We start from the raw sequence: 19,307 nt of genomic DNA on the forward strand, positions 1-19,307 counted from the left end.
TTCGTACTCACCCTCTCGGGCTTTCCTCCGGGCGCTTCCCTTCGGTGTCTCCGACTCTATCAGATCTTTCCGACCCGATTTCCTCGGTGCTTTCCAGGTTCCCGCTCTCGCGTTTCCCTTTCCGGCGGCTCCGACTTTATCAGAAGTTTCAGACCGTTTGACGGGTCGTCCGTTTCCGAGTCTGTTCGGAGAATGCTTCCTCTGAAGTGACGCGTCGGCGTCGATCTCGGAAGCGGCTAGATACCAACTCGCCGACCGGACTCTGTCCGGTTCCAGGCAACTGTTCGAATCTACCTCCCCGCAGGCTCCGTGTCAACGGTTCCTCCGGGGCGAACGAGACACTAACAGCTCAGCGGGGGTGTTTGCACATCAAGCGGCCGTCGGCACGGTCGCACTGCGCTCCGCCGCTTCGAGGTCGCCGGTGTCCCCCGTGCGGGAGGCTCGTCCGCCGAGGACGTAGACGTAGGCGAGGAAGGCCAGCTCAGCGGCGATCCCGATGCCGATGCGGGCCCAGGTGGGCAGGCCGGAGGGGGTCACGAAGCCCTCGATGGCGCCGGACACGAACAGCACCAGCGCGAGCCCCATGGCCATGCCGACGGCGGCGCGCCCCTCCTCCGCGAGGGCGGTCCTGCGGGTGCGGGGCCCCGGGTCGATGACGGTCCAGCCGAGCCGGAGTCCGGTCCCGGCGGCGACGAACACGGCCGTCAGTTCCAGCAGACCGTGTGGGAGGAGCAGGCCGAGGAAGGTGTCGAGGCGCCCGGCGGAGGACATCAGGCCGAGCCCGACGCCCAGGTTGAGCATGTTCAGGAGAAGGATCCAGAGCACGGGCAGCCCGAGGAAGACACCCAGGACCAGGCACATCGCCGCGGCCTGGGCGTTGTTCGTCCAGACCTGGGCCGCGAACGCGGCGGCCGGATGGCTCGAGTAGTAGCTCTCGTACTCGCCGCCGGGGCGGGTGAGCTCGCGCAGTTCGGTGGGCGCGGCAATGGCCGACTGCACCTCCGGGTGGGTGCCGATCCACCATCCCAGCAGGGCGGCGACGATCGTGGAGACGATCGCGGTGGGTACCCACCAGTGGCGCGAGCGGTAGACCGCGGCCGGAAATCCGGCGGTCAGAAAGTGGGTGGCGTCGCGCCAGGAGGCACGCCGTGTTCCCGTCACGGTGCTGCGCGCGCGTGCCACGAGCCTGCTCAGCCGGCCGGTGAGCTGCGGGTCGGGGGCGCTGGACCTGATCAGGGAGAGATGGGTGGCGGTGCGTTGGTAGAGGACGACCAGTTCGTCGGCCTCCGCGCCGGTGAGGCGACGCCGGCGGCGGAGCAGGGCGTCGAGGCGGTCCCACTCGGCTCGGTGTGCGGAGACGAAGACGTCGAGGTCCATCGGTGTGCCTGCTCCTGGGGCTGTTCGTCGGCGGCTCGTCCGGAGTGTCAGCTTGTCGTACTGCGGCGCGATGCGCCCACAGCTTGGCAGACTGGCGGAGCGAGGAGCAGGTCAGGGGAAGGGACGGCAGGCGTGAGTGAGCTGGTGACGGGCGAGGCGGTGGCTCTGGAGCTGCGCCCGGCGAGGCTGCCCAGCAGGGCGCTGGCCGTGCTGATCGATCTGATCCTGGCCGTCGTGGCCTACACCGTGGTGACGGTGGCCCTGGTGATGGCCACGGCGTCCCTGGACGAGGCCGCGCAGGTCGCCGTGTCGATCGCGACGTTTCTGCTGGTGCTGGTGGGCACCCCGATCGCGGTGGAGACACTCAGCCACGGGCGTTCGCTCGGCAAGCTGGCGTGCGGGCTGCGCGTGGTGCGGGACGACGGCGGCCCCATCCGGTTCCGGCACGCCCTGGTGCGGGGCGCGATCGGTGTGGTCGAGATTCTGCTGACGTTCGGTGTGATCGCCTGCGTCGCCTCCCTGGTGTCGGCTCGGGGACGGCGGCTCGGTGACGTGTTCGCGGGGACGCTGGTGGTGCGGGAGCGGATTCCCGAGGCCCGGGCCGGTTTCGTGCCGCCTCCCCCACCCTGGCTGGCCGGGCGCTTCACCGAACTCGACCTGTCGGCGGTTCCGGACGGGCTGTGGCTGGCCGTCCGGCAGTACCTGACGCGGATGCAGCAGCTGGACCCGCAGGTCGGCTGGTCGATGGCGGAGCGGCTCTCGGCCGACGTCGTGGCGCTGACGGGTGCTCCGGCGCCGCAGGGTGTTCCGCCGGCCGCGTTCCTGGCGGCGGTGCTGCAGGAGCGGCAGGCGCGGGAGGTGCGGCGGGCCTACGGCGACGGTCGGGCGCGGGGAGGTCCGGCGTTCGGCGGGGTGCCTGCGTCCTACGGGCCTCCGGGGTCTTACGGGCCTACCGCGGCGAGCGGGGTGCACGAGGTCCACGGGACGGGTGGTGCGCGGGCCTGGACGGGTGTGCCGGCCACGGAGGGGTCGCCGTCGGGTGCGCCGCAGGCCGGTGCGCCGCGGGCGGCGGCTCCCGCGCCGGGGGTGCCGCCGTTCGCCGCCGGTACGGCTCCGGCCGCGGGGGTGCCTGGCCGTGCGTCGGCGCCGGCCTCCGGGGCGGGCGCGGGGTCCACGGCGGGGCCCGGTACGGGGTTCGTGCCGCCGGCGTGACGCGGCCCGGTCGGCCTGTCGTGCGGAGGCGGTCAGGCGAAGGACGACGGCGGTGACTCCAGGTCCTCCAACTCGACACCGGGTGCGGAGAGAACGACGTCCCCGGCGATGTGCACGGCATACCGCTCGCCCGTGTCGAGGGCTGTGACCTGGTATGCGTCCACGGTCAGCGGGCCGTTGTCAGTGGCGTGTGTTTCTCTTCCGACCAGGGCCCAGGACTGGTCGACCGTACGGGGGGCGAGGACCGGGTCAGTGAACGCGACGAGGCGTACGCGCGTGGCGGAGGCGGAGGGGGTGAGCCGCAGCAGACGAGTGGTGGCGACGAGGAAGGCGGGGGACGTGCCGGTGAAGGCATGGGCGCGCACGTTGCCCTCGTCGGCGTGGCTGCCGGTGGGATCGGTGCGGACCCAGGTGACGCCGTCGAGTGCGGCGCCGCGCACCTGCCAGCCGGCCGCGTGGAGTTCCAGGCGGAGGGGGCGGCCCAGTTCGTCGAGGGTCAGGTCCACGGACCCGTGGTGATCGCCCGAGGGAGTGGTCAGCCGGGAGACGTAGCGCCAGCCGGAGGGCCCGGGGGCGCACTGGAAGTGCTCTTCGGTGAGAGGGGTGTGGTCGTGCGGGTCGTGGAGCGCGTAGCGACCGCGGGGCATGAGGATCTGTCCTGGATCTCGACGGGACGTCCGGTCACCGCGGTGGAGCCGGCCGGGCCGGCGGTGAGGCCGACGGGGCAGGCCCCCGACACGGGGGTGCGGGGGCCTGCCTCGGAGGACGGTGCCGCGGGGGGCCCGTGGCCTGCTGTCGCGGGCGTGCCGGTGGACGGCGCGCCCGCGACGGGCAGGGTCCGCGGGCCGGGGCGGGGTCGGCTCAGTAGCGGTAGTGGTCCGGCTTGTAGGGGCCCTCGACCTCGACGCCGATGTAGGCGGCCTGCTCCGGGCGCAGTTCGGTGAGCTTCACGCCGAGCGCGTCCAGGTGGAGGCGGGCGACCTTCTCGTCGAGGTGCTTGGGCAGCGTGTAGACGCCGACCGGGTACTCGTCGGGCTTGGTGAACAGCTCGATCTGGGCCAGGGTCTGGTCCGCGAAGGAGTTGGACATCACGAACGACGGGTGGCCGGTGGCGTTGCCCAGGTTCAGCAGGCGGCCCTCGGAGAGGACGATGATCTTCTTGCCGTCGGCGAAGGTCCAGGTGTGGACCTGCGGCTTGATCTCGTCCTTGACGATGCCGGGGACCTTGGCGAGGCCGGCCATGTCGATCTCGTTGTCGAAGTGGCCGATGTTGCCGACGATCGCCTGGTGCTTCATCTTGGCCATGTCGCCGGCCATGATGATGTCCTTGTTGCCGGTCGTGGTGATGAAGATGTCGGCCTGGTCGACGACCTCGTCGAGGGTCGTGACCTGGTAACCGTCCATGGCGGCCTGCAGGGCGCAGATCGGGTCGATCTCGGTGACGATCACACGGGCACCCTGGCCGCGCAGGGACTCCGCGCAGCCCTTGCCCACGTCGCCGTAGCCGCACACGACGGCGGTCTTGCCGCCGATCAGGGTGTCGGTGGCGCGGTTGATGCCGTCGACCAGGGAGTGGCGGCAGCCGTACTTGTTGTCGAACTTCGACTTGGTGACGGCGTCGTTGACGTTGATCGCCGGGAACAGCAGGGTGCCGTCGCGCTGCATCTCGTACAGGCGGTGCACGCCGGTCGTGGTCTCCTCGGTCACCCCGCGGATCTCGGAGGACAGCTGGGTCCACTTCTGGGGGTTCTCGCCCAGGGTGCGGGTCAGCAGTTCGAGGATGACGCGGTGCTCGTCGGACTCGGCGGTGTCGACGGAGGGGACCTCGCCGTCCTTCTCGTACTCGACGCCCTTGTGGACGAGGAGGGTGGCGTCACCGCCGTCGTCCAGGATCATGTTCGGGCCGCCGGTGGGGCTGTCCGGCCAGGTCAGCGCCTGCTCCGTGCACCACCAGTACTCCTGAAGGGTCTCGCCCTTCCAGGCGAAGACCGGGATGCCCTGCGGGTTGTCGGGGGTGCCGTTCGGGCCGACGGCGATCGCGGCGGCGGCGTGGTCCTGGGTGGAGAAGATGTTGCAGGACGCCCAGCGGACCTCGGCGCCCAGGGCGACCAGGGTCTCGATCAGTACGGCCGTCTGCACGGTCATGTGCAGGGAGCCGGTGATGCGGGCGCCTCGGAGGGGCTGTGCCTCGGCGTTCTCCTTGCGGATCGCCATCAGGCCCGGCATCTCGTGCTCGGCCAGCGTGATCTCCTTGCGGCCGAACTCGGCCAGGGAGAGGTCGGCGACCTTGAAGTCCTGTCGGCTGTCGACAGTCGTCATTGCGAGCTGCTCCTCGGGGTGTGGGTCGAGGTGGGTACGGCTGGTCTGCGCGGCCACGGGGACAGGGGTGCCCGAGGAGGACACAGGCATGCCCGCATGCGCGCAGCGCAGTCCGTCGGAGGCCCTCTCTCCCTCGGCCGGTCCGCTCCGGGACCGCCCGACCGCCATCAGCAGCGACGTCTGGCTCCCCTCCAAGCTACACCGGTACGCACGGCCGCCCCCAGTCCGCCTCCGAACAGATCACGCCGATCACGGACGGGGGCGGACCCCCGGATCCCGCAGCCCGGCGTGTCCCGCGGGGGCCGCGGAAGCGGCGGTGCGACGCGGCCGTGCGCGGGCTGTCAGGGAGCCGGGCGGGGGCCAGGGGCGAAGGGGTGTGCGGTGGCGCGGGCCCCGCACCGTCCCGTTCGTGTCCGGCGCTACGCTCTGCACCGCGCAGAAGACCCGGGGAGGGGACGCACATGTCCGGCAAGGGGCGAGGACTGGGAATCGCAGCGGTCGCGGTGGGGCTGGTGGGCCTGCTGCTGGGGCTGGGGGGTGCGGGTCTGGGACGGTACGTCTACGGCGGCGCCGTCATGAACGGCGGAAGCATGGCGCCGACCTACGGGACCGGTGACCGCGTCGTCTACGAGCGGGGCGACGGGAGCACGGTGCGGCGCGGTGACGTGGTCGTGTTCACGGCGCCGGAACGCTACGGCTTCGACGGCCTCGTCGTGGCCCGGGTCATCGGTGTCGGCGGCGACCGCGTCGCCTGCTGCACCGGCACCGACCTCGGCGGCCGGGGGAGCGGGCGCGTCACCGTGGACGGCACGCCGCTGCAGGAGCCGTATCTCCGGGGCCGTGCGGCGAACGGCGGTCTGGCGCCCTACGACGTGCGGGTGCCCGAGGGGCGGTTGTTCCTGCTGGGCGACAACCGGGCGAATTCCCGGGACTCGCGTGTCTTCCCGGACGACCACGGTGGGACGCTGCCCGTGTCCGCGGTGCGGGGCCGGGTCGTCGGCGGCGCCCTGGTCCCGGTGGTGCTCGGATCGGCGATGCTGCTGGGGGTGGTGCTGGTCCTGGTCGGCGTCGGTCTGGGGATCGCCGCCGTGGTCGTCCGGCGCCGCCCTCGGGCCGCGGTCCCGCCCCCGCCGCCGGTGGTGCGGGCCTGACGGCCCGGAGCCGTCCGGAGGTCCGGCCGAGTGTTCGGCGGGCCCCTCCGAAACGGCGGGCGGACGACGGGTCGACGGCGGGTCAGTGCTCGGCGGGATGCTGGACCGGGCCGCCCGGCGTGGCCTCGCGGTCCGGGCCCTTGGCGGCCTCGACCTCGCTGTAGATGTCGGGCTCCAGATAGATGACCCGGGCGATCGGGACCGCCTCGCGGATGCGTGCCTCGGCGGCGTTGATGGCGGACGCGACCTCGGCGGCCGTGTCGTCGTGCTGGACGGCGATCTTGGCGGCGACCAGCAGTTCCTCCGGGCCCAGGTGCAGGGTGCGCATGTGGATGATGCCGGTCACGGTGTCGCCGTCGACCACCGCGGCCTCGATCTTCCTGACCTCGTCCACCCCGGCGGCCTCGCCGAGCAGCAGTGACTTGGTCTCGGCGGCGAGCACGAGCGCGATCATGACGAGCAGGGCGCCGATGCAGACGGTGCCGATGCCGTCCCAGACGCCGTCGTCGGTGAGCAGGGACAGGCCGACGCCGCCGAGGGCGAGGGCCAGGCCGATGAGCGCGCCGAAGTCCTCCAGGAGGACGACGGGCAGCTCGGGTGCCTTGGCGCGCCGGATGAACTGCGACCAGGACAGCTTGCCGCGCAGTTCGTTGGACTCCTTGATGGCCGTGCGGAAGGAGAACCCCTCGGCGACGATCGCGAACACCAGGACGCCGACCGGCCAGTACCAGTTGTCCAGCTCGTGCGGGTGCTTGATCTTCTCGTAGCCCTCGTAGATGGCGAACATGCCGCCGACGGAGAAGAGGACGATGGAGACGAGGAAGGCGTAGATGTAGCGCTCGCGGCCGTACCCGAAGGGATGCTGCGGGGTCGCCTCGCGTTCGGCCTTCTTGCCGCCGATGAGCAGCAGGGCCTGGTTGCCGGAGTCGGCGACCGAGTGCACGCCCTCGGCGAGCATGGACGACGAGCCGCTGAACGCGAACGCCACGAACTTCGAAGCCGCGATCGCGAGGTTGGCGGAGAGTGCCGCCACGATCGCCCTGGTACCGCCTGACGCGCTCATGTGTCCGCGATGTCCCTTCACCCTCGAGTCGCCCCGAAGCCTGGGCCGGGGCACGGAACCCGCCCCGGCCGGCCTTTGCCCGGCCTTTGCCGGTGGGACATTGTTGCAGCACGCAGGAGTGCGGGCGGATCAGTCCTCCGCGGGAACGGTCATACGATCACCGTGGCCCGGAAGAGCGTGCCGGTGCCGGAGACCTCCGCCCGCTCCCCGGCCGCCACGAAGACGGACTGACCGGGCGTCAGATCGTGCTCGCCCGCCCGCACGGCACCCGCGGTGCACAACAGGATCTGGGGGGTGGCGCGGGTGAGGTCGTGGGCGGCGCCCGCGGCCGGCAGGACGTACCGGGAGAGCCGGAACTCGTCGATGGGGGTCTCGTAGACCTCCTCGCCGTCCGGGGACGCCTCGGGGCGCAGCACGCCCGCGTCGGCGGCCTCGAAGCGGACGACGCGCAGGAGTTCGGGCACGTCGATGTGCTTGGGCGTCAGGCCGCAGCGCAGGACGTTGTCGGAGTTGGCCATGATCTCCACGCCGAGGCCGCTGAGGTAGGCGTGCGGGATGCCGGCGCCGAGGAAGAGCGCCTCGCCGGGCTGGAGCCGGACATGGTTGAGCAGCATGGCGGCGACGACGCCGGGGTCGCCCGGGTAGTGGTGGGCGATGCCTGCGTAGGGGGCGTACGCGCCGCCGAGGCGGTCGCAGGCGGCTGCGGCCTCGGCGACGGTGTGGGCCATCTCCGTGCGGTCGGCGGTCAGGACCGCGGTGAGGACCTCCCGCAGGGCGCCCTCCTCGGGCCGGGCGTGCAGCAGGTCGACGTACGGCTTGAGGGAGTCGACACCGAGGCCGTCGAGCAGGTCGGCGGTCCTCGCGGGGGCGCGGAAGCCGCACAGGCCGTCGAACTCGGTGAGGGCGCAGATCAGTTCGGGCTTGTGGCTGGGGTCCTTGTAGGTGCGGTGCGGGGCGTCGGCGGGGACGCCGCGGCGCTCCTCGTCCGCGTAGCCCCGCCGTGCCTGCTCCAGGTCGGGGTGGACCTGGAGGGAGAGCGGGGCGCCGGCGGCGAGGAGCTTGAGCAGGAAGGGCAGGCGGGGGCCGAACCGGGCGAGTGCCGCCGCGCCGAGCTCCCGTTCGGGGTCGGCACCGACGACCTCGGCGAGGGTGCCGCGGCCGGTGCGCGAGGGAGCACCGGGGTGGGCGCCCATCCACATCTCCGCCTGGGGTTCGCCGGTCGCTTCGACGCCGAGCAGCCGCGGGATGGCGGTGGGGGAACCCCAGGCGTAGGGGCGGATGGTGTTGTCGAGGCGGTCCATGGGGTTCCGTCTGCTCCTTCGAACGTGCGGCGCGGCGGCGGCCCGCGCGCGGCACCGGGTGGCCTGCGTGCGTCGACGCGGCCCGCGGATGCGGGGCACGGCCGGGCCGTCCGCGGACGGCACCGGGCGTCGACGTCAGGATCAGGCGCGCGAGGCGAGCGCCAGGTAAACGGCGGCGAAATCCGTGATGGCGATCAGTTCCGCGAGAGTCTCCAGCTCACCGCCGGGCTCCGGGTCGAGCTCGCTGATCGGCGTGTCGTGGCTGAGGGCCAGTTCTCGGGCGGCGGGGGCCGCGGTGAGGCCGCCGATCGGACGGTCGCGCAGCAGCACCACGCGCGCGTGAAGGGCGGGCGTCTCCTCCACGCGGTCGCGGAAGAAGTCCTCCGGGTCGGCTCTGGCGGCGAGCCTTCCGGCGAGCAGGGCGCTGTGGGCGGCGAGTGCCTCGGGCAGTTCGGCGACGACGGCCGGGGTGCCGGAGAGTTCTGCGAGCGCGGCGGCGAAGCGCCGGCCGGCCGGGCCGGCTGAGGTGCCCTCGGTCCAGATCACCGGCAGCGCGTCGGCGAGTTCGGCGGCGAGCGTCTTGGCCGGGTTGCTGTAGGCGGCGATGGCGGGCCCGCAGCGCTCCGCGACCTGGTCGAGGCGGTCGGCGACCTTCAGCAGGGCCTCGGGCGGTGCGGCGAGGAGGCCGATGCGGTCCAGGAGGCTCAGCAGCGGGGTGAGCAGCGCCCACAGGACGCCGGGGGCGGAGGCCGCGAGGGGTTCGTCCTCCTCGTACGGGGCTGTCGCGAGGGGCACGTAGAGGCCGTGGGCGCCGGCGACGGCCTCCGCGAGCGGGGAGCGGGCGGGTGCCACGGCGGCGACGGTGCAGCCGCGCCGGTAGGCCTGCTCGGCGAGGAGGGAGAGGGACGGTTCGGAGCCGTCCGGAGTGGCGATCAGCAGCAGGTCGACGGAGCCGGCCCAGCCGGGCAGTTCCCAGCGCAGGGCGCCTGCGGCGGGGGCGACGCCGGTGGGGTCCAGGCGGATGACGGGGCATCCGGCGCCGGCGAGGGTGCCGAGCAGGTCGGCGGCGCAGATCGCGGCGGCACCGGGCCCGGCGATGAGGACGGCCCGGGGGCGGCCGTCGGGCTTCAGGTCGCCGACGCCGGCCTCGGTGGCGTGCCGGGCGGCGGTGCGGACACGGGCACCGGCCTCGGCGGCACCGCGCAGCAGGGCGCGGCGGTCGACCTCGGCGAGGGCCTCCGGCGTGTCGAGCAGCGATTCGTCGAGCATGGTCGGCAGTTCTCCGATCGCCGGGTCGTCGGGGGGCGGGGTGCCGGTCTCGTGGGGCCGTCGGTGGCCCGAGGGGTGAGCCGGAACCCGCGGGGCGGTCGCACCGGGAGCGCCGTGCCGCCGGCGCGCGCCGGGACCTGCGCGCGGCGGTTCCGGGCGGCGCGGTGCGGTCCGCGGGCGGCCGCGGGGCGTCCGGACCGGTTGGCGCGCGGGCTGCGCGGTCCCCGGCCGGGCCGCCGGTGCCGCCGTACCCGGCCGCGGGCGGCGGCTCGGGCCGTCCGGGCCGGGTACGGCGGCCACGGACGTCACTCCGGGCGGCGGGCCTCGTCGACGAGGAGGACGGGGATGCCGTCGCGGACCGGATACGCCAGGCCGCAGCCCTGACCGGTGCAGACCAGCTCGGCGTCCTCCTCCTCCAGGGGAGCGTGGCAGGCCGGGCAGGCGAGGATCTCCAGGAGGCCGGCTTCGAGCGGCATGGCGTGTCCCTTCGGGGCGGACGTGCGGGGCTGTCGGTACGTGTGCGGTCGTGCCTGGTCAGCGTACCGCCGGTGAGGGCCGCGCGGCGGGGTCGGGGCGAGGGCGCCGGGCCGGGCGTGCCGGTCCGTCCCGGGGCGGGGTCCGGTCAGCCTCTGATGACGGCCAGGGCCTCGTCGCGCACCTTCGCCATCAGGGCCTCGTCCTTCGCCTCGGCGTTCAGGCGCAGCAGCGGTTCGGTGTTGGACGGGCGGACGTTGAACCACCAGTCGGCTGCGGTGACGGTGAGCCCGTCGAGCTCGTCCAGCGTGACGTCCGCGCGTCCCTCGTACGCGGCGCGGACGGCGGCGATCCGGGCGGCCTGGTCGGCGACCGTGGAGTTGATCTCGCCGGATCCCGTGTAGCGGTCGTACTGGGCGACCAGCTCGGACAGCGGGCCGTCCTGTTCGCCCAGGGCCGCCAGGACGTGCAGGGCCGCCAGCATGCCGGTGTCGGCGTTCCAGAAGTCCTTGAAGTAGTAGTGGGCGGAGTGCTCCCCGCCGAAGATGGCGCCGGTGGCGGCCATCTCCGCCTTGATGAAGGAGTGGCCCACGCGGGTGCGGACGGGCGTGCCGCCGTTCTCCCGCACGACCTCGGGGACGGACCAGGACGTGATCAGGTTGTGGATGATCGTGCCCCGGCCGCCGTTGCGGGCGAGTTCGCGGGAGGCGACGAGGGCGGTGACGGCGGACGGGGAGACCGGTTCGCCGCGCTGGTCGACGACGAAGCAGCGGTCGGCGTCGCCGTCGAAGGCCAGGCCGAGGTCCGCGCCTTCCGCGCGGACCCGGTCCTGGAGGTCGACGAGGTTGGCCGGGTCGAGCGGGTTGGCCTCGTGGTTGGGGAAGGTGCCGTCGAGTTCGAAGTACATGGGGACGACGGTCAGCGGCAGGCCTGCGAGGACGGTCGGGACGGTGTGGCCGCCCATGCCGTTGCCCGCGTCGACGACGACCTTCAGCGGGCGGATGGAGGTCAGGTCGACGAGGGTGCGCAGATGGGCCGCGTAGTCGGCCAGCGTGTCGCGCCGGCCGACCGTGCCCGGGACCGCGACGGGTTCCGGTGCGCCCGACTCGATCCACCGTTCGACCAGTGCGCGGATCTCGGCGAGGCCGGTGTCCTGGCCGACGGGGGCGGCGCCCGCGCGGCACATCTTGATGCCGTTGTACCGCGCCGGGTTGTGCGAGGCGGTGAACATGGCGCCCGGCAGGTCCAGCGCGCCCGAGGCGTAGTAGAGCTGGTCCGTGGAGCACAGACCGATCTCGGTGACGTCGACGCCGCGGGAGGCGGCCCCGCGCGCGAAGGCGCCGGACAGGCCGGGCGACGAGGGGCGCATGTCGTGGCCGGTCACGATCGCGCTCGCGCCGGTCACCTCGGCGAACGCGGCCCCGAACAGCTCCGCCGTCGACTCGTCCCACTGGTCCGGGACCACGCCGCGGACGTCGTACGCCTTCACGATCTGCGACAGATCAGCAGCCACGGCCAACCTTCCTGAAAAGTCCTGTCGGTGCCCACAAACTACCCGCCCGTACCGGAACGGGGTGCGGCGCGGGTGCTGTTCCGCCCGGACGGCGTCGACGGCGGCCGGGGAGGTCAGTTGTCGGGCGAGCGCAGCACCCGCAGGTGGCCGCGGCGGGCGACCTCCATCGGGTCCGCGGCGCGTGCCCCGCCGGCGGCCTCGGCCGCGCGCTCCTGCGGGCGGGCGGCCTCGCGCACGGCGTTGGCGAGCGCTTCCAGATCGTCACCGCTGGGCCGGGCCGGGGCGGAGCCGTCGAGGAGACGGACGACCTCCCAGCCGCGGGGGGCGGTCAGGCGCTCGGAGTGCTCGGCGCACAGGTCGTAGCAGTGGGGTTCGGCGTAGGTGGCGAGCGGGCCGAGGACCGCGGTCGAGTCGGCGTAGACGTACGTCAGCGTCGCCACGGCGGGTCGGCCGCAGGCGGTGCGCGAACAGCGACGTACAGGGCTCACGACGTTGGACGGTACCGCACTCTTGAGCGGGCCGCGACGACTCTCCACCAGGTCACCCCACCGTGTCGTGCTGTGAAACGCCGCCGATGACGCTCCAGTCATACCCCGCTGACCTGCACCGACACCAGTCCCCTGGGGGACGGGTGACTTTCCGGACGGTCATCACTCGGTACAAACACCGTCAATCGGCTTGAGATCCGCGGTCCTGGAGGGATACGGATTCGAGCCCGACCTTGGCTGAAATGGTCATCGGACGAAAGGCCGTGAACAGGGTCCGGCCGGTGGCCGGGATGGCGCGTGGGGGCGGGGCGCCCGGGGGCGCCGAGGATTACCCTTCACCAGTGATGGAGAACCCCGTACCGCCCCGCGCCGCCGGCCCCGGGCCCCGCCGTCGTGATCGCCACGGGCGGGGCATGCGCGGGCCGATCGCGCCACCGCAGGTACCGCTCGCGATGAGCCGGGCGGAGGCGTTCGCGGACCTGGTGCAGGACTCCGTGGAACGGCTGGAGCGCCGGTGGCCGCAGCTCGCCGAGATCGATTTCCTCGTGCTGGAGGTGCCCCGGCTGGACGGGCCGGCAGGCCCGTGGAACGACGAGGCCGTGCCGCTGGGCGGGTCTATCCCCGCGCGCGACGGGCGGCGGCCTCGTGTGGTGGTGTACCGGCGGCCGGTGGAGATCCGCACCAAGGGACGCGACGAACGGGCGGCGCTGGTGCACGAGGTGGTGGTCGAGCAGGTCGCCGACCTCCTGGGCCTGACGCCGGAGACCGTGGACCCCCGCTACGGCGAGGACTGAACGGCGCCCGGCACGGAAGCGGGGCCCGGTGCCGGACGTACGGCCCGGGACGGGCCGAGGCGCGGGTGCGCCGCGCACCCTGGGCGGGTCGCGTGCAGGGGGCGGGTCGCGTGCAGGGGGCGGGTCGCGTGCAGGGGGCGGGCGCCGCAGGGCGTACGCCCGCGAACTCCCCCCGTCTGCGCGACCCTGCCTCGGTCGCCTCTGCCCATGTGGCTGTGCGGCTCTGCGGCTCGGGTCTACTTCTGCAGCACCGACAGGTCCTGCTGGGCGTCCGGGACGGCGACCGTGCCGCGGTCGTCCGGCAGGGTCTGGATCGTGAATCCGACGACGCCGCCCTCGGTCTCCGAGAGCATGCGGGAGGCGTAGACCGGGCCGCCGGAGACGGTCTCCAGGGTCAGGGCGTACGTGCCCTTCAGTCCCGAGGGTGCCGGGAGCCGGATGTCCTGCGTGGTGCCGGCCTTGATCGTGTACGTCTGGGTGGCCGCGGTGCCCGCCTCGCTGCCCGCGGAGGCCGTGATCTTCACCTTGGCCTCGGCCGTGGGTGCGGTGACGGACAGGGTCGTGCCCTTGGCGCGGTTGTCCGCGGCCGTGGCCCGCGCGCCGACGGGGGCGGTCGCCGGGATGTACGCCGTCTCCTGCTTGTCGCCCTTGCCCCGCACCACGCGCAGCGCGGCGACGACCGGCACGGACCGGCCCGTCGGGGTCAGCACCAGTGAGCCCGCCTCGCCGCGCGTGACGTCGCCGAGGTCGACGGCCGTGGTCATGCCGGCCTTCAGGTGCAGCGACTCGTGCCCGGCCGGGGTGATCGCGCCGGAGGCCGAGGCCAGCCGCACCTTCAGGTCCGCGTCGTCGTCGCCCGGGGTGAGGGCGATCAGGCGGACCGAGGTCGCGTCCTTGGGGACGCCGGGCAGGACGAGGCTTCCGGACGGGTCCGTGGACGCGGTCAGCCAGTCGCCGCCGAGCTTGTCGTCGAGAGCCTGGACGGCGGCGCCCACCCGTCCGCTGCGGACGTTCACGTGGACGGTGACGTCGTCCTGCTTCTCGCCCGTGAGCGTGGACAGGAGGATCGGCTCGTCGGCATGCGGCGCGACGGTGATGCTCTCCCCCGCGGTCGTCTTGAGCTCGCCGTCCTTGCCGTAGAGCTCGACGTCGACGACGGCGGCGGAGTCGTCGGGGTTGGTGAGGTGGACGTAGTCCGTGCGGTCGGCGGCCGTGGAGGCACCGGGGAACCAGAACGCGGTGTCCGCGGACGTGCAGGTGACGCCCTGCAGGCCGCGGCCCGTGCCGACGGAGACCTCGGTGGTGGCCTGGACGGTCCAGCCGGGGGCGAACTTCCCCTCCGCCGTGCCGACGAGCGCGGGCGCGTCGGCGCCCGAGGCGTCCCCGGCGGCGGGCTTGCCGGGGTCCTCGGGGGTGAGGACCGGCTTCGCGGTCTTCTTCTTGCCGGTCTTGGCGTCCTTGGAGCTCTTGCCCGCGGCCGTGCCGTCGGGGGTCTCCTCGGTGGCGGCCAGGAGCTGGGCCGTGCCGGAGCCCTCCGCGCCCCGGGTGACGGGCGTGAAGGACGTGTACGACGTCTCGGCGACGTCGGAGCTGCTGGGCGCCGGGCAGAGCAGGGTGGTGCGCTGCACGGGCCGCCGGGTGGCCGTCCCCTCGGTGTCCGCGCCCGCGGCGTCCGGGGTGACGAGCGCGGCGACCGACGTCACGGCGACCAGACCGGCCGTCGCGGCGATCAGGGAGAGGGTGGTGCGGTTCACTGCTGACTCCCGTCGGGGCGCTCGCTGCCGGTGCCGTGGGGGTGCGGCTGCGCCGGGTCGTACGCGGTCGGGTCATAGCCCTGGTCGTACGGCTGCGCGTACGGCGTCCCGTCGTATCCGGCCGTCTGCGCGGTGCCGCCGTACGCGTACGGGTCGTACTGGCCCGCCTGGTAGGGGTCGGCCTGGTACCCGTCCGACGGGTGGGCGTCGGCCCGGTAGGGATCGGCGGGGTCGTACACGCCGCCCTCGGGGTACTGCTGGGCGGCGCCCTGGTACTGCTCGCCGCCGTAGCCGCCGTACTCGGGGGATCCCGCGTAGCCGGCGGTGTCCCACTCTCCGTGGGAAGGCTGCTGCGGCACCGCGGCCGGGGGCTCCTGCGGCGGGACCGGTGGGGCGGGGTCCGCGTCACCGGCGGCCTCGGCCTCCGCCTCGGCCTGGGCGCGCAGGCGGCGGGCCCGCCGGCCCTCGCCGGCGACGGCCTGGGCGGGGACGACGGGCTCCTCGGGGAGGTCGTCGTCGATGTCGCGGCGGCGGCCCGGCAGGGCGAGGACGACGAGGACGACGGCGAGGGCGCCCTGCGCCCACAACCAGGCGGTGTGCCCGAAGGTGTCGTCGTGGACGACGTCCAGCCTGCCGCCGGAGGTGGGGAGCTCGAAGCCCTGCGCCCAGCCGTCCACCGTGGTGGAGGTCAGGGGCTTGCCGTCGAGGGTGGCGGTCCAGCCGTCGTCGGCGGTGTCGGCCAGGCGCAGGACCCGGCCTGCTGCGCCCGACGGGATGTCGGTGTGGATCCCCACGGGGCCCGCGGCGACCGTCTGGGGCTGCACGGGGCTCTGCGCGCCGTCCGCCCCGTCGGCGCCTGCCGCCGCGGCCACGATCGCGGCGCGGGCGACCTGCCGGTCGACGCGCCACAGGGCGCTGCCGTCCTGCTGGCTGAGCCGCTTCAGGCCGGGCGTGGCGTCCAGGACGCGGGTGATCTCGCGGGGCGCGCCCTTGTGGACGAGGACGTAGCGGACGGCGAAGCCGCCGAGCTCGTCGGCCTGGTCGGCACCGGATCCGGCGACGAGGTTGGCGACGATCGTGTCGAGCTGCTCGCTGCCGCCGTCGGCCGCGGCGAGTTCGGCGTCGCCGAGGCGGGCGCCGGAACCGCGGACCAGCATGTACCGGACGTGGGCCGCGGAGTCGCTGTCGAGGACGAGGGTGCGGGCCTGGTCGCTGTTGTTGCCGTCCTCGGCGACGAACGCGGGGACCTGGACCGGGTCGCGCCGCTCCAGCGGGCCGTCGGCACCGCCGATCATCCAGCCCGCGGCGACGAGCAGCGGGCCCGCGGCGGAGGCGAAGGCGATGAGGGCGGCGACCGGCTGGCGCCAGCCGAAGCTCTGCTCGGCGACCCGCGCGCGTGCCCCGTCGGCGCCGATGACGGCCGCGGACAGCAGGGCGATGCCGTAGACGAGGGTGGCGGGGCCGGCCCAGGCGGAGCGGTTGGACAGCGCGGCGAGGACGAGGCCCACCAGGGCGGCCGCCCAGGCGGTGCGGACGGCCTGCCGGCGTTCGGCGCGCAGGAGCGCGGCGAGCGCGGCCAGCACGATGCCGAGCAGCATCATCCCGTGGACCGTGCCGGGCCCGCCGGGGCTGGCTCCGAGCAGGTCGAGGGCGGAGGCGGGCGAGGCGGTGCCCGGCAGGCCGGCCTCGGTGAGGAAGCCGAACGGCAGCAGGGTCAGCGACCAGGGTGCGAGGACCAGCAGGGGCGTGCCGAGCTGGGCGACGAAACGCAGCCCGTAGGCGGCGATGTCGGTGCGGCGGACGCCGAGGACGCCGAGACCCAGCAGCAGCGCGACGGGCCACACGACCGGCGTGAAGGCGGTGGTGACGGTCAGCAGCAGCGCATACGCCCAGGTGGCGCGCCAACTGCCGCGGGTGCCGGTGGGGTTGGCCAGGCCGCTCGCGGCGATGCCGGCGCGGGCGACGAGCGGCAGCAGGACGGCGAGGACGGCGGTGCCGATCCGGCCGTCGGCGAGGGCGCCGGTGGCGGCCGGCAGGAAGGCGTACGCGACGGCCGCCCACGCGCGCAGCAGCCGCGACTCGACGAGCGGGCGGGAGGCGAAGTACGCGGTGAAGCCGGCCAGCGGCACCGAGCAGACCAGTAGGACGGTCACGGCGAGGCCGGTCGAACCGAACAGGGCGGAGGCCAGCAGGGCGACGATCGCCAGGTAGGGCGGGGCGGGTGCGGTGCCGCCGGCGCCGACGGGATGCCAGGTGTCGAGGTAGCGCGACCACAGCGCGGAGGCGTCGGCGGGGGCCGGAAGCAGGGCGCCGCCGGCCAGGGCGCCGTCGCCGAAGAGGTTGCGGCAGGCGACGAGGGAGACGAACAGCAGCACCAGGAAGAGCACCGGGCCGGGCTTGCGGGCGATGCGCTTGAGGCGGGCGAACTGCTCGATCTCCAGGAAGTCGGCGTCGTCGCCGCCGGGCCCGGACTCCAGGCCGCCGCCGTGGCGTCCGCCGGCGGAGACCTCCGGGTCGGAGCCGCCGAAGAAGTTGCCCGCGGCCTGTTCGACAGTGGCGCGGACGGTGGCGCCCGGGGGCGGGAAGAGCGGCCGCAGCTCGGCCTTGTCGACGGCCGGGCGGCCGCGCCTGCGGCGTCCGGCGATGATCCGGCCGGGTCGCAGGAGGGTGCCCAGCAGGCCGCGGATCTCGTCGACGGCCTGGCCGGGGACCTTGCCGACGAGGTAGGCGACGGTCCGCAGCAGCGTGCCGAGGACCAGTCGGAGCAGCACCCAGGGCAGTACGGCGGTGCGGGTGTTGACGAGGAGGGTGTAGACGGCGCCGGCTTTGTCGACCTTGTGCGGGGACGCGGTGGTGCGGCCCGCGCAGTCGACGGCACGGCGCTCGCGGGAGGCCGCCTCGGCGTGCCGTACGACGGCGTCGGGGGCGATCAGGACGCGGTGGCCGGCGGTGTGGGCGCGCCAGCACAGGTCGACGTCGTCGCGCATGAGGGGCAGCCGGCGGTCGAAGCCGCCGAGTTCCTCGAAGACGTCGCGGCGGATCAGCATGCCGGCGGTGGACACCGACAGCACGGGCCCGACGTGGTCGTGCTGGCCCTGGTCCTGCTCGCGTCGGTCCAGGCCGGTCCAGCGGCGGCCGGAGTGGGCGATGGTGACGCCGACCTCCAGCAGCTGGCGCCGGTCGTACCAGCCGCGCAGCTTGGGGCCGACGACGGCCACGTCGTCGCGGCCGAGCTCCAGCTCCCGGTCGACGACCCGCAGCAGCTCGGCGAGCGCGTCGGGCTCGGGGGCGCAGTCGTCGTGCAGCAGCCACAGCCACTGGATCGGCTCGCCGTGCGGCAGCTCCGGCATGTCGTAGGCGTCGTCGCGCCACGTGCGCGTGGCCGGGTCCCAGCCGCTGGGCCGCTTCAGGTACGGCAGTTCCTCGGGGGTGAGGACCGGGGCGGAGCGGTTCGCCTCGTCGACGGCCTGGCCGAAGCCGGTGCGGCGGGCCAGGTGCAGGACGCGGTCGGGGCCGAGGGCGTCGGTGACCAGCTGCGCGGAGTCGTCGGCGCTTCCGGTGTCGGCGGCCAGGGCGAACTGGACGGCCCGCACCTGGCCGGCCAGCCCGGCGAGCGCGTCGGGCAGCCAGCGGGCGCCGTCGTGGGAGACGAGGACCGCGGTCACCACATGGCGCGGGAACTCGGGTGTGGCAGCGGCGTCTTGGCGCGCTGCCGTGTGGCTGTGCACGGACATCGAGGTACGGGCCCCGGTTCGGTGGACTGCGGTGGACACCCGTGCCCCATGGGGCGGCGGGCGTCTCGGACGAGCGCCACACTATCGGCTGACCATGACGACGGCCCGCCGCCTGTGGACAACCCACCTGCGCCGGGCCGTTGGATCAGTGCCTCCGTGTCGTTCGCGCGTCGCGCTTCGTGCCCTGCGCTCAGACGGCGGCCTTCTTCAGCCGGCGCCGCTCCCGCTCGGACAGACCTCCCCAGATACCGAAGCGCTCGTCGTTGGCGAGGGCGTACTCGAGGCATTCGGAGCGGACCTCGCAAGCCAGGCAGACCTTCTTGGCCTCCCGGGTCGAGCCGCCCTTCTCGGGGAAGAAGGACTCGGGGTCGGTCTGGGCGCACAGCGCGCGCTCCTGCCAGCCGAGTTCCTCGTCCGCGTCGTCGACCAGCAGTTGCTGCACCAGCTCGGTCATGTGCGCCCCTCGTCTGTCTTTCCGCGTCCCCGTGATGTAGCCGTTACCGATTCCGGCTGAACGACACGAGTGAAATTACAAGTGTGCTGCTCCGGGCGAGTCAAGCTGAGATCTGCTATTGGGCCCCTTATTCACTCTGCGGAACCAAGGCCGAGCGGAAAGTGTTCAAATCGCCATAAACCTTGACGCAGCGACGAGGCCCGAAAGGGCTTCCGGACCGCAGAGAGTCCGCGCGGAGCCCACGCGAACCCTGTACGGAGAAGGACGCCCGAGCGTTCGATCCCGTTCCGACACGCGCGGCGATGCGAACCTGATCACAGTCGGATCACGAGATCGCAACGGGGCTTGCCCGCCCGGTTGTGCGCCATGTGTCCCGGCGACCGGGTGAACAAACCTTTCGTCTC

Annotated in this window: 15 protein-coding genes; 3 read left to right on the forward strand and 12 right to left on the reverse strand. The window is 73.7% G+C overall.

What is annotated here, in order from left to right:
• Positions 1–369: 369 nt before the first annotated feature.
• Positions 370–1,377, reverse strand: coding sequence for a stage II sporulation protein M (locus tag JS756_RS17850; RefSeq protein WP_205384105.1), 1,008 nt, complete (start codon positions 1,375–1,377; stop codon positions 370–372).
• 132 nt (positions 1,378–1,509) lie between these two features.
• Between JS756_RS17850 and JS756_RS17855 the strand changes: the two genes are divergently transcribed.
• Positions 1,510–2,589 carry an RDD family protein gene (locus JS756_RS17855; RefSeq protein ID WP_205384106.1) on the forward strand — a complete coding sequence of 360 codons (1,080 nt, stop codon included), beginning with the start codon at positions 1,510–1,512 and terminating at the stop codon, positions 2,587–2,589.
• 32 nt (positions 2,590–2,621) lie between these two features.
• Here the strand turns inward: JS756_RS17855 and JS756_RS17860 are convergent, their stop codons facing one another.
• Entirely contained in the window at positions 2,622–3,236 is a 615-nt protein-coding gene (locus tag JS756_RS17860; RefSeq protein ID WP_205384107.1) for a hypothetical protein, read from the reverse strand.
• A 214-nt stretch (positions 3,237–3,450) separates the two neighbouring features.
• Positions 3,451–4,908, reverse strand: coding sequence for an adenosylhomocysteinase (ahcY, locus tag JS756_RS17865; protein WP_205384108.1), 1,458 nt, complete (start codon positions 4,906–4,908; stop codon positions 3,451–3,453).
• Positions 4,909–5,369: 461 nt separating this feature from the next.
• On the opposite strand from ahcY, the gene lepB reads away from it, so the two are divergent.
• A complete protein-coding gene (lepB, locus tag JS756_RS17870) occupies positions 5,370–6,059 on the forward strand; it encodes a signal peptidase I (RefSeq protein ID WP_205384109.1) in 690 nt (229 codons plus the stop codon).
• An 82-nt stretch (positions 6,060–6,141) separates the two neighbouring features.
• Here lepB and JS756_RS17875 read toward each other — a convergent pair whose 3' ends face one another.
• From JS756_RS17875 to JS756_RS17900, 6 genes are all read right to left on the reverse strand, one after another.
• Complete coding sequence (locus tag JS756_RS17875; protein WP_205384110.1) at positions 6,142–7,122, reverse strand: cation diffusion facilitator family transporter; 981 nt, start codon at positions 7,120–7,122, stop codon at positions 6,142–6,144.
• 149 nt (positions 7,123–7,271) lie between these two features.
• Complete coding sequence (manA, locus tag JS756_RS17880) at positions 7,272–8,423, reverse strand: mannose-6-phosphate isomerase, class I (protein ID WP_205384111.1); 1,152 nt, start codon at positions 8,421–8,423, stop codon at positions 7,272–7,274.
• Positions 8,424–8,564: 141 nt separating this feature from the next.
• On the reverse strand, positions 8,565–9,692 hold the full coding sequence (locus JS756_RS17885) for an SIS domain-containing protein (RefSeq protein ID WP_205384112.1): 1,128 nt from the start codon (positions 9,690–9,692) through the stop codon (positions 8,565–8,567).
• A gap of 305 nt (positions 9,693–9,997) precedes the next feature.
• Positions 9,998–10,168, reverse strand: coding sequence for a Trm112 family protein (locus tag JS756_RS17890; RefSeq protein WP_205384113.1), 171 nt, complete (start codon positions 10,166–10,168; stop codon positions 9,998–10,000).
• A 146-nt stretch (positions 10,169–10,314) separates the two neighbouring features.
• Positions 10,315–11,679, reverse strand: a complete 1,365-nt coding sequence (locus tag JS756_RS17895; RefSeq protein ID WP_205384114.1) for a phosphomannomutase/phosphoglucomutase — start codon at positions 11,677–11,679, stop codon at positions 10,315–10,317.
• 113 nt (positions 11,680–11,792) lie between these two features.
• On the reverse strand, positions 11,793–12,215 hold the full coding sequence (locus JS756_RS17900; RefSeq protein WP_205384115.1) for a DUF3499 domain-containing protein: 423 nt from the start codon (positions 12,213–12,215) through the stop codon (positions 11,793–11,795).
• Positions 12,216–12,511: 296 nt separating this feature from the next.
• On the opposite strand from JS756_RS17900, the gene JS756_RS17905 reads away from it, so the two are divergent.
• The gene (locus JS756_RS17905; protein WP_205384247.1) at positions 12,512–12,961 is read left to right on the forward strand and encodes a metallopeptidase family protein; all 450 of its coding nucleotides are present in this window, start codon (positions 12,512–12,514) and stop codon (positions 12,959–12,961) included.
• Between the two features lie 236 nt (positions 12,962–13,197).
• Here the strand turns inward: JS756_RS17905 and JS756_RS17910 are convergent, their stop codons facing one another.
• From JS756_RS17910 to JS756_RS17920, 3 genes are all read right to left on the reverse strand, one after another.
• Complete coding sequence (locus JS756_RS17910; RefSeq protein ID WP_205384116.1) at positions 13,198–14,715, reverse strand: DUF5719 family protein; 1,518 nt, start codon at positions 14,713–14,715, stop codon at positions 13,198–13,200.
• Positions 14,712–18,449 carry a glycosyltransferase family 2 protein gene (locus JS756_RS17915; protein ID WP_205384117.1) on the reverse strand — a complete coding sequence of 1,246 codons (3,738 nt, stop codon included), beginning with the start codon at positions 18,447–18,449 and terminating at the stop codon, positions 14,712–14,714. Before JS756_RS17915 ends, JS756_RS17910 begins: the two co-directional genes overlap by 4 nt.
• Positions 18,450–18,639: 190 nt before the next feature.
• Positions 18,640–18,903, reverse strand: coding sequence for a WhiB family transcriptional regulator (locus JS756_RS17920; RefSeq protein ID WP_003975777.1), 264 nt, complete (start codon positions 18,901–18,903; stop codon positions 18,640–18,642).
• Between the last annotated feature and the right edge of the window lie 404 nt (positions 18,904–19,307).

The organism is Streptomyces actuosus (assembly GCF_016921115.1).
Lineage (GTDB): Bacteria > Actinomycetota > Actinomycetes > Streptomycetales > Streptomycetaceae > Streptomyces > Streptomyces actuosus_A.

Excerpts from the sequence above, each read along its gene's own strand:
- JS756_RS17850 (WP_205384105.1), bottom strand. The coding sequence starts at position 1,377 with ATGGACCTCGACGTCTTCGTCTCCGCACACCGAGCCGAGTGGGACCGC.
- JS756_RS17875 (WP_205384110.1), bottom strand. The coding sequence starts at position 7,122 with ATGAGCGCGTCAGGCGGTACCAGGGCGATCGTGGCGGCACTCTCCGCC.
- JS756_RS17860 (WP_205384107.1), bottom strand. The coding sequence starts at position 3,236 with ATGCCCCGCGGTCGCTACGCGCTCCACGACCCGCACGACCACACCCCT.
- JS756_RS17915 (WP_205384117.1), bottom strand. The coding sequence starts at position 18,449 with ATGTCCGTGCACAGCCACACGGCAGCGCGCCAAGACGCCGCTGCCACA.
- JS756_RS17885 (WP_205384112.1), bottom strand. The coding sequence starts at position 9,692 with ATGCTCGACGAATCGCTGCTCGACACGCCGGAGGCCCTCGCCGAGGTC.
- ahcY (WP_205384108.1), bottom strand. The coding sequence starts at position 4,908 with ATGACGACTGTCGACAGCCGACAGGACTTCAAGGTCGCCGACCTCTCC.
- JS756_RS17920 (WP_003975777.1), bottom strand. The coding sequence starts at position 18,903 with ATGACCGAGCTGGTGCAGCAACTGCTGGTCGACGACGCGGACGAGGAA.
- manA (WP_205384111.1), bottom strand. The coding sequence starts at position 8,423 with ATGGACCGCCTCGACAACACCATCCGCCCCTACGCCTGGGGTTCCCCC.
- JS756_RS17905 (WP_205384247.1), top strand. The coding sequence starts at position 12,512 with ATGGAGAACCCCGTACCGCCCCGCGCCGCCGGCCCCGGGCCCCGCCGT.
- lepB (WP_205384109.1), top strand. The coding sequence starts at position 5,370 with ATGTCCGGCAAGGGGCGAGGACTGGGAATCGCAGCGGTCGCGGTGGGG.
- JS756_RS17890 (WP_205384113.1), bottom strand. The coding sequence starts at position 10,168 with ATGCCGCTCGAAGCCGGCCTCCTGGAGATCCTCGCCTGCCCGGCCTGC.